The following is a 5,460-nucleotide window of genomic DNA, read 5'->3' on the forward strand; positions in this document are numbered from 1 at the left end:
GCTGGTCTGCGATATTGGCGGCTCCTCCATGGAACTCGCTGAAATCTCGGATGGCGTCGTTGGCAAGCGCGTCAGCTCCTCGCTCGGCCCTCAGCGTCTGATGAGTGTGAAAGGCGGCAAGAAAGCCCGCAAAGAGATTATCCGCAGCACGATCCAGAAACTGCATGAAGAACTCGGGCCACAGCACAATCGGCTGTTTCTCGTCGGCGGTTCATGGCGCGCAATTGCACGAATTGACATGGAGCGCCGCGGCTACCCGCTGCACGTTTTGCACGAATACCGAATGAGCCGCAAAGCCGTGACGGCAACTGCAGAGTATATCGCCAAAAACGATGAAGAAACGATTCGAGCCATGGCAGGTATCTCCTCGAGCCGCATGAAGCTTGTCCCGATCGCTTCAGAAGTCCTTAAGGAAGTCGTCCGAGAATTTCGACCACACGATATCGCCATCAGCTCCTACGGCATCCGCGAAGGAATGCTCTATGAACAAATGCCGCAAAAATTGCGCGACCGCGACCCGCTCATCGAGGCTTGCCGCTTTGCAGAAGCCAAAGACGCGCGTCTTCCAGGATTCGGGCGTACTCTGTATGAATTCATCCAACCCTTATTCAAGTCGGCCCCGCCCGAACGCCTTAAGCTCATCAAGGCTGCCTGCCTCTTGCACGACGTCAGCTGGCGTGCGCACCCCGACTACCGCGCCGAAACCTGTTTTAACCTTGCAACACAGGCCAATCTTGGCGGTATCCGCCACAACGAGAGGATTTTTCTAGGCCTCGCTCTGCTCTATCGCTACTCAAATACACGCATCACAACTGCGCGGTTTGAACCAATCTCTGAGTTGATCTCTGAGGCTGATCAGCAAGTTGCTGAAACAGTTGGTAAAGCGATGCGCTTTGGCGCCATGCTCTGGCTTCAGAAAGACGCCCAAATCGGACAGATGCGGCTTTACCCCAAGAAGCGGGTCCTCGAGCTTACACTCAGTCAAGACGCGATCCCGTTGTTTGGAGAAGTTGCCGAAGCACGCTTTAACTCACTCGCAGCAGCTCTGCCAGCTACGCCGAATATCGTTCTGGGCCAGTAGCTTACAGGTCAACCTGATCATCAGGGTTAGATGGCTCAGCTTGCTCCTTTAAGGCCTTCTTGCGCAGGATAATATCTCCGTTCGGCAGGACTTCAGGAGGATGATAGGCACTAAAGTCTTCAACATCCTCCAAGAGAGTCTCAAGCGCAGGCCCCATGCGCTCCACAAAGTCTTTCAGCGCAGGTTCCATCTCATCCATCATCGCTTGTAGGTCTTTGACGGCCGGTTCGACTTCCTTCAAAATCCCTTCGAGAAAGAGCTTCGCACCCCGCTCCATGAGCGAACTGCCGCTGTCTTCAGCCTGAAGCGATGACGCATGAAGGCTGCCAGCAAGAAGTGAAGCGATGACAAATTTTCGTCCCATTTTCTCCATATAAAGGTAGAAACACCCGTTTCCAATGCGCCTGCAAGCCAGAGATGCTTCACAGGCAGATGTTTGCTTGCCAAAAGGAAAGCCTGATATGCGTCCGATTTTTCTCTCCCTCAGCCTATGCCTTTTTGCAACAGCCCTAGAGGCTGGCCCCGACCGTTTCTCGATCTTACTCGGCTCAAAACATATCGGTGGCACGGGCTTCAACGAGGTAAACCCTGGCTTCTTCGCCACTTGGGAGCGCGAACGCAGCAGCTTAAGTGTTGGTGCATTCATGAACAGCTATGAGCGTGTTTCCATTACAGCGACAAGTTACCGCCCTCTGAAGCTCTGGAGCGAAGGTGATTTTGGGATTTTTGGCGGCTTGGCTCTTTACCCCGAGAATGGGCGTAATTTTTCAACTCATCTTGGCGAAGATGTTGTCGTGATCGGCGGTTTCCAAGCCCGATACCGCAACACATTTGTTCAATTGATCCCCATGAATGCGGAAAGTGCCGATGGCCTTATTTCCTTCGGCTTCACATTTTCTGCCCCCTAAAGATCAATATCTAATGTGACAGGAAAATGATCAGAGGCCAAAAGAAAAGCATCGCGCAGCTCAGGGAGACGCCAGCAATCAGGGTCATCAAAGGGATGCCAAATCCGCCAGACAGGCTCTTTCATGGCGAGGTCGGGAGAGACCATAATGTAGTCCAGCAAAGCTTGTAGGTAGCGTTTGTGCTCCCGAATATAAAAGCGCGCGGTGGTTGGCATTGCGCCTAGCCTGCGCTGCAAGCCAAGCCTCGCATGTGGATCAAAGAGGCAGTTTTCTCCCGTCTCACCCATAATGATTTCGACCGAAGATCGCCCAAACAAGTCTTCATATTGGTCAAGTCCAGGGCCGTCATTGAGATCTCCCAGCAGCATCAAGCTCTCACCAGCGTTCAAGTGCTCCTCAAGGCGTTGGCGCAGCCAGATCGCTTGTGCCAATTGCTTGCGGCGGTTCTCTATCGAAAGCTTCATTGCTTCAGCGTCATTTCGCGCACCATGTGGCTCTTTTGACTTCAGATGCGCTCCAATAAGCCGCAGAACCTTCCCGCTAGGTAGCACCGCTTCAACCTCTAGGGGAGGTTTCGAGAACTGAACCAAGTCTTCTTTGGCATCCACGTCCAGATCAATACGAAACGTGCTGTCAAACCGTGACGACTGCTCAGCCCCTTTCTTGGGCGCACTCTCGCCCAGAGGCGCATGACGCGCGCTCATCACAGCAGGATCATACATCAGCGCTATTTCTTGCTGCGTATCATTCTGAAATCCGAGAAGTGTGGCCTTGGCCCGCAGATCAAACACCCGCGCAAACTCTTCCAGCGCTTTGGTTGTGCTGCGACGTCGATTTTCGTCAGGCGCTTCAATCACCATAATTGCGTCCGCATCAAGTGCCGCAAAAACGATTCCCAAGGCCTCGATCTGCATGGCGCGTGTCACATCATGACGCCCTGACCACCCATCATCCATCAGCAGCACCCCATCATCATCAAACAGGTTGTTAAACCACTCGATGTTGTAGGTCGCTATCCGCATCAGCCGCGCGCATCCTTAATGTCTTTCCAAGCCCTGTTGATCGCCATCATACGCTTTTCAGCCATTTTAATAGCCTCTTCAGGCAATCCCCGCGCAACCAAGCGGTCTGGATGACTTTCTTGAACCTGTGTTTTCCAAGCCGCACGAAGCTCCTCCATGCTGGCCTCAGGCGTCAGCCCCAATACCGAGTAGGGATCAGCCTCTGCCTCTGGCACAAAACGGCTCCTGATCTGACGAAATTCGCGTTCTCCAAGGCCAAAAATATCCGCAACGCCTTTGAGAAATTCGTCCTCGTTCGGATGATACTGGCCATCGGCCATAGCGATGTGAAACAAACCTTCCAGCAAATCGCCAAGCGCTTCGTGCCCCGCACTAAACATCTCGCGAACCCGAGTTGCATAGTCTTCAAACCCTGCCACATCTTGCCGTGCCAGATTAAAAACTTTGGCCGCTCCCGCTTCATCTTCCTGCGCAATCTGAAAAACCTCGCGAAACGCCATAACTTCATCGCGCGTGACAAGCCCGTCGGCCTTGGCCATCTTCGCGCCAAGAGCGATCACGGCAATTGTAAACGCAATCGAGCGCTCAGGTGGCGTGCGCAACTGCGCAAAGACAGCGCTGAGTGGTTCGCCTTTGGCAAGGGCTGAAACAGCCGCTGTTATCTGGGTCCAAATCGACATGAGGCAATCTTAGCTTGCGCAGCAAGAAGTGTCAGCGCGCAATCAAAGAAATTTGTGATAAAGGTGTAAATCAAGCCATTGGGCGTTCTTGCGCCCCACTTCGGGCAAAGTTGCCAGCTTCTCAAAACCAGTACGGATATGAAAAGCCTGCCCCTCAGGGTTTGCACCACTCACTCCGCCATAAAGTGAATGCGCGCCCTCCTTCCGAGCCGCATCCTCAACAGCTGCCAGTAGAGCACGCCCCGTACCAAGACCGCGCGCGCCTTGCGCCAAATGAATCGTGTATTCCATAGACTGTGCATACCCAGGCCCACCACGAAACTGAAAGTAACAGGCAAAACCAAGGATCAGCCCATCACTTTCCGCCACGTGCCAGCGTTGTGGCTCAGCATGTATCACCGAAGCAAGCGCATCAGTCTCTTTTTCTGCTGAGGTAAATGTCGCCAAAGTATCGCGGATGATCTGGTTCCAAATCACCGCTATCCCAGCCGCGTCACTCGGCTCTGCCAAACGCAGTCTCATAGAATGATCTCCCGCCCGTCTGACGAAACCAGCCGCGCCGAGAGCTTCGGTGCACTGGCACTGACAATATCCACACGCTTGTCATTCAGAGGCCGTAGGGCGTCTGCCAAGTCTGCCGCCGCAGGATGCGCAAGCGTCAGCCGTTCAAGCCTCAGTCCAGACTCTGCAAGCCGTGTCACAGGATGTGGCGTCGCACCCCAGTCGATCAAGCCAGGATGGCATTGATCAAAGGGGAGAGTTCCATCATCAGCCTCAGCCATATCCCAATTAAGTGCGCCCCGCGTCAGGCCCACAACCGCGCCAAACCCTGCTGGCAAGGGTCTGGTGGTCAGCCCTTCGACGCGGCAAACCCAGGTTATGAGCCGTGGAGCGCCAGAAAACTGATCAAGCCCAAACCAGCGTGAATGCTCTGGCTGGACGCCCGCTGGGTCAATAGCGATCACTTCGAGATACAGTCCATCTGCCAAACCGAGCAAGGCATTGTGCGTGCCATAGCGCAGATGCTGGCCACCTACCTCAAAGGAGACGCCTAAGCGTTCTTCTGCCCAAGCAACGCCGGCCTCGAGGCTCTCAGCGGCGATCACCAGATGATCAAATACATACATACCGCACCCCTTTTTCTTTCCCGAAATATCCTTGGGGGACGTTTCAAAATCCATGTGGTTTTCGAAACGCGGGGAGCCAATAGCCCCCCGCGCCGGCTTAGGCGCGCGACGCGCGAATAAGCTTCAGGATATCCTCAGCCGCTTCAGGGATATTCGTCCCCGGCCCGAAGATGGCTTTGACACCCGCCTTTTTAAGGAACTCATAGTCCTGCTGCGGAATAACCCCACCACAAATCACAATGATATCGCCCGCATCTTTCTCCTCAAGCGCCTTGATCAGCTGGGGAGCAAGAGTCTTATGCCCAGCGGCTTGGCTTGAAATTCCGACAACATGAACATCATTGTCAATCGCGTCTTGCGCGGCTTCGTCAGGCGTTTGAAAGAGGGGGCCGACATCAACATCAAAGCCGATGTCAGCAAAAGCAGTCGCAATCACTTTCGCGCCGCGATCGTGCCCGTCCTGGCCCATCTTAACAACCAAAAGACGCGGGCGGCGGCCCTCTTCTTCAGCAAACGCTTCAATACTTTTCTGGATCGCAGCGAACCCTGCATCGCCCTCATAGGCCGCGCCATAGACGCCTGCGAGTGTCTTTACTTCTGCACGGTGGCGGCCAAACTCTTCTTCCATCGCCATGCTGATCT

At 54.2% G+C, this 5,460-nt stretch carries 8 protein-coding genes; 2 read left to right on the forward strand and 6 right to left on the reverse strand.

Annotation, left to right across the window (positions count from 1 at the left end; genetic code table 11):
- Positions 1-1,081 (forward strand): exopolyphosphatase (locus P8O11_RS10705; RefSeq protein ID WP_300294097.1); only part of this gene is annotated, 1,081 nt, incomplete at its 5' end.
- Position 1,082: 1 nt separating this feature from the next.
- On the opposite strand, the gene P8O11_RS10710 is transcribed toward P8O11_RS10705, so the two are convergent.
- Positions 1,083-1,445 (reverse strand): hypothetical protein, encoded by a 363-nt coding sequence (locus P8O11_RS10710; protein WP_300294098.1) that lies wholly within the window; start codon positions 1,443-1,445, stop codon positions 1,083-1,085.
- Between the two features lie 97 nt (positions 1,446-1,542).
- Between P8O11_RS10710 and P8O11_RS10715 the strand changes: the two genes are divergently transcribed.
- A complete protein-coding gene (locus P8O11_RS10715; RefSeq protein ID WP_300294099.1) occupies positions 1,543-1,989 on the forward strand; it encodes a hypothetical protein in 447 nt (148 codons plus the stop codon).
- Here the strand turns inward: P8O11_RS10715 and P8O11_RS10720 are convergent.
- The 5 genes from P8O11_RS10720 to P8O11_RS10740 form a co-directional block, all read right to left on the reverse strand.
- Positions 1,986-3,011 carry an endonuclease/exonuclease/phosphatase family protein gene (locus P8O11_RS10720; protein WP_300294100.1) on the reverse strand — a complete coding sequence of 342 codons (1,026 nt, stop codon included), beginning with the start codon at positions 3,009-3,011 and terminating at the stop codon, positions 1,986-1,988. The two genes, P8O11_RS10715 and P8O11_RS10720, sit on opposite strands and share 4 nt — an antisense overlap.
- Positions 3,011-3,691 (reverse strand): molecular chaperone DjiA, encoded by a 681-nt coding sequence (locus tag P8O11_RS10725; RefSeq protein WP_300294102.1) that lies wholly within the window; start codon positions 3,689-3,691, stop codon positions 3,011-3,013. Before P8O11_RS10725 ends, P8O11_RS10720 begins: the two co-directional genes overlap by 1 nt.
- Before the next feature lie 42 nt (positions 3,692-3,733).
- The gene (locus P8O11_RS10730; protein WP_300294104.1) at positions 3,734-4,213 is read right to left on the reverse strand and encodes a GNAT family N-acetyltransferase; all 480 of its coding nucleotides are present in this window, start codon (positions 4,211-4,213) and stop codon (positions 3,734-3,736) included.
- Positions 4,210-4,818, reverse strand: coding sequence for a VOC family protein (locus P8O11_RS10735; RefSeq protein ID WP_300294106.1), 609 nt, complete (start codon positions 4,816-4,818; stop codon positions 4,210-4,212). Before P8O11_RS10735 ends, P8O11_RS10730 begins: the two co-directional genes overlap by 4 nt.
- A gap of 97 nt (positions 4,819-4,915) precedes the next feature.
- On the reverse strand, positions 4,916-5,460 hold a 545-nt coding region (locus tag P8O11_RS10740; protein ID WP_300294108.1), incomplete at its 5' end, for a cobalamin-dependent protein.

This window comes from Lentibacter sp., assembly GCF_029254145.1.
Classification (GTDB): Bacteria; Pseudomonadota; Alphaproteobacteria; order Rhodobacterales; family Rhodobacteraceae; genus Lentibacter.